Origin of the sequence: Spirulina subsalsa FACHB-351 (genome assembly GCF_026130165.1) — a bacterium.
Classification (GTDB): Bacteria; Cyanobacteriota; Cyanobacteriia; order Cyanobacteriales; family Spirulinaceae; genus Spirulina_A; species Spirulina_A subsalsa_A.
This window is the reverse complement of the sequence record NZ_JAIHOM010000221.1, coordinates 1-3,697: the sequence shown is the minus strand read 5'-3', so window position 1 is coordinate 3,697 and position 3,697 is coordinate 1. Positions and strand designations below refer to the sequence as shown.

At 51.6% G+C, this 3,697-nt stretch carries 4 protein-coding genes; all 4 read left to right on the top strand.

What is annotated here, in order from left to right:
• Window positions 1–124 precede the first annotated feature (124 nt).
• On the top strand, window positions 125–439 hold the full coding sequence (locus K4A83_RS22330; RefSeq protein ID WP_407810273.1) for a phage holin family protein: 315 nt from the start codon (window positions 125–127) through the stop codon (window positions 437–439).
• A 292-nt stretch (window positions 440–731) separates the two neighbouring features.
• Entirely contained in the window at window positions 732–1,016 is a 285-nt protein-coding gene (locus tag K4A83_RS22325; RefSeq protein ID WP_265266921.1) for an HU family DNA-binding protein, read from the top strand.
• Window positions 1,017–1,042: 26 nt separating this feature from the next.
• Window positions 1,043–2,092 (top strand): threonine-phosphate decarboxylase CobD, encoded by a 1,050-nt coding sequence (cobD, locus tag K4A83_RS22320; RefSeq protein WP_265266920.1) that lies wholly within the window; start codon window positions 1,043–1,045, stop codon window positions 2,090–2,092.
• A complete protein-coding gene (locus tag K4A83_RS22315) occupies window positions 2,082–3,392 on the top strand; it encodes an FAD-dependent oxidoreductase (protein WP_265266919.1) in 1,311 nt (436 codons plus the stop codon). Before cobD ends, K4A83_RS22315 begins: the two co-directional genes overlap by 11 nt.
• Window positions 3,393–3,697 lie beyond the last annotated feature (305 nt).

The window sequence follows — 3,697 nt, the reverse complement described above, 5'->3', positions numbered from 1 at the left end:
CGGTAGGGCATACCGGAACTCACGCTTGGGGAGAGATTCCCTCTGGCTTGGTTGGATACGTCCTGCCAAGTTAAGGAAACTCGTTGAACCAAGAATCCCTCGCTTTTAGCGATGGGAGTGTCAAATTGTGCCGGGCTTAACGATTACGGGTTTGACTTCGGCGGCTATTGCGGCGGTGGTGTTTGGGGTGGTCAATAGTATTGTTAAACCTCTCCTAACTCTCTTTACTCTCCCCCTAACTATTCTCACCTTGGGGTTATTCTTGCTGGTGGTGAATGCGATCGCCTTTGGTTTGGTGGGGTATCTGACTCCCGGTTTCACGGTGTCGGGATTCTTCCCGGCGTTGTTTGGTTCGTTTGTCCTCTCTTTTCTCAGCAGTTTCTTAAACCGCCTGTTTTTTTCCGAACAAGACAGTTCATCCAACTTCCCTTTTAACTAAACCCAGAGCAGACAAGGGTTTCCGGCTGTGTTGGGGGGCAAAATAACCCCGGTTTAGCCTGCAATGGGATGAAGATTTATAAAGAAATCCGAAAAAGTACAAGAAATTAGGACTTTCAGCGATCCAGATCGGTCGGGTAGAGCTTAGAATGATTCAGTGAAACTTTGAGCGGATGGGTATTTCAGGAGTTGGGATCCAAACTCCGGACTGAAATCACGCCCGGTTACGTTCAAAGCTTGGGTCATAATCCGGATTATTGACGCAAAAACGGCAGACAAATAGGAGATTTTTCATGAATAAAGGTGAATTAGTGGACGAAGTGGCTAAGAAAACTTCGCTCACCAAAAAACAAATCGATGCGGTGATTAGTGCCACGGTGGACACCATTATGGATGCTGTGGCGGAGGAGGATAAGGTCACGTTGGTGGGTTTTGGCTCCTTTGAATCTCGCGATCGCAAAGCTAGAGAAGGTCGTAATCCCAAAACTGGGGAAAAGATGGAGATTAAAGCTACGAAAGTCCCGGCTTTCTCTGCGGGAAAACTGTTCAAGGAAAAAGTAGCGCCTCCGAGTGAGTAGCCTTTCGGCTTGCCGTTATCCCTAGGATGCAGCGACCGATCCACGGTGGAAATTTGGTCTGGGCTGCCCGTGTCGCGGGTTGCCCAACCTCTCAACTTGTGGATTTTTCGGCTAGTATTAACCCCTTGGGACCGCCGGAAAGTGCGATCGCCGCTATTCAAGGAGGTCTGGATAGTCTCCGCAGCTACCCAGACCCCCAATATGTCGATCTACGGGGGGCTTTAGGGCAAAGACATCATCTGCCCCCGGACTGGATTTTACCGGGCAATGGGGCGGCGGAATTATTAACTTGGGTGGGTTGGGAGTTTGCCCAAGGAGGAGCCACGGCTATCCTCACCCCAGCTTTCCAGGACTATCAACGGGCGATTGGGGCGTTTGGGGGGGTCATTGCCCCTTGTCCCTTAACCCTGCCCTCCTGTGATCTGCCCGAGAGTTTCCCCCCGACAGCCCGAGGGTTGCTGCTCAATAACCCCCACAATCCCACGGGGAAATTATGGTCTAGGGAGGAGATTTTACCCCTGCTGGAACAATTTGACCTTGTGGTGGTGGATGAGGCCTTTATGGACTTCCTCGGCCCCTCTGAGCCAGCTAGTTTAATCCCCTGTATTCCCCACTATCCCAATTTGGTGGTCTTGCGATCGCTCACCAAGTTTTACAGTTTGCCGGGGTTACGGTTAGGCTATGCCCTCGCTCACCCCCAACGGTTGCAACGGTGGCAAGCCCAACGAGATCCTTGGCCGGTGAATAATCTGGCTGCTTTGGTTGGACAGGCGGTGCTGGAGGATATTAGCTTTCAAAACCTAACCGGGAATTGGTTAAAACCTACCCGTCAAGCCCTGATGGAAGGATTACAGAAACTGGGCAAGTTCCACCCCTTGCCGGGGGCGGCCAACTTTTTGTTAGTGCAGAGTGACGATTCCGCCAGCCAATGGCAACATCACCTATTAAAACACCATCGGCTTTTGATTCGGGACTGTTTGAGTTTTCCTGAATTAGGCGATCGCTACTTTCGCCTAGCCGTCCGTACCCCCGCCGAGAATCAGCGTTTACTAGAGGCATTAGAACATGGCTGTTGACTATGATCTGGTCATCTTAGGAGGCAGTGTAGAAGGCCGTTATGCCGCCGCCCTGGCCGCCCAGCGTCGGGTGCGCGTCGCCCTGATTGAACCCCAGCCCCAACTGAATCCTCTCCCCCTCGCCCTCCAAACTTTGGGCTACTGGGCCCAGTTTATCCAACAAGGTCAGGAAGTCAGTGCCGCCCATCTCCTCACCCCGGCCCAAACTTTAAACCTGCCCCAAGTGCTGGCCTGGGGGCAAGCTGTGGAGCAATCCCACGCCCCCCACCTCAGCCCTCCCGCCCTCAGCGCTTTGGGGGTAGATTATCTCGTGGGAGGAGCGGAATTTTTCCCTATACCACAACCTGCGGTTATTGTCAACCGTCGAACTTTGCGATCGCGCCGTTACCTCCTCGCCCTACCCAGCACCCCCCAAACCCCACCCCCGGATCTGGAAAACCCCGACTCCACCCCCTACCTCACCCCCGAAACCCTCTGGTCTAGTGACCTCCCCCCCCATTTACTGATTGTGGGCGGAACCCCCCTCGCCCTTTCCCTCGCCCAAGGGCTGCAACGTCTGGGCAAACAGATCACCCTTGTCCTCCCCGACCGACTCCTACCGAGGGAAGACCGGGAGATTAGCCAACACCTCCACGGTCAATTAGCCGCCCTAGGTGTGGAAATTATCCCCCAAAGTCCCGTTAGCCAACTGCGCCATATTCCCCCTAAAAAGTGGCTACAAGCGGGCAATAAAGCCCTCTGTGCCGATGAGATTATTTGGGCTACCGGATACACTCCCCAAACTGCCGATCTTCACCTAGAATCTGTAGGGATTACTCCTACAAATAGGGGCATTCTCGTTAATCGCAAACTACAAACCAGCCACCCCCATATCTACGCTATTGGTAACAGTTTAGGGGGATATCCTAGCGCCCAAATTGGGCAATATGAGGCAACTATTGCGGTTAAGAATGCTCTATTTTTCCCCTACCATTCGGTAAACTATACTACCGTTCCCTATGAGCTTAATCTCTATCCCCCTTTGGTGAGAATCGGGTTAACAGAAGAGCAAGCCCGAGCCAATTATGGGGAAGATTTGGTCATTTTAAGACCCAGTTTCCATCAGAACGTTGCCCCTTTAATTGCTAATCAAACCCGTGGATTTCATAAAATTATTCTCCAGCCCAATGGTCAAATTTTAGGCGCTCATTTCCTCAGTTTTTCCGGGGGAGAGATGATTGAGGCACTGCGTTTAGCGATGGAGCAACAAATCCCCTTCGGTCAATTAAAAGAATATTCCCCAATCTTTAGGACTTGCTGAATAAAACCGGACGCTAGAGGAATGGGGAATGGGGACGCTCTAAATCCTTTGGGTTTATGCCATGAAACCCGTTTGCTAATAAAGCTTGACAAAATGACTATAATCTGCATTGATCAAGGTTCGGGAATGGGGACTGGAGGGCTGGAAAAAGACGATATTTTAAGTTTGTGGATTGAGGGTCTTTTAGTGCTTGTTGCTCGGGCTTTTTGGCGGTTGGTTCACTCATTGTAAAATAGTGGCAATTTTGAGAAAATCCCCTATCCCTTTGGCTGGAGTCAAGGGGTTGGAGCGGGGGGGCAGGGGAG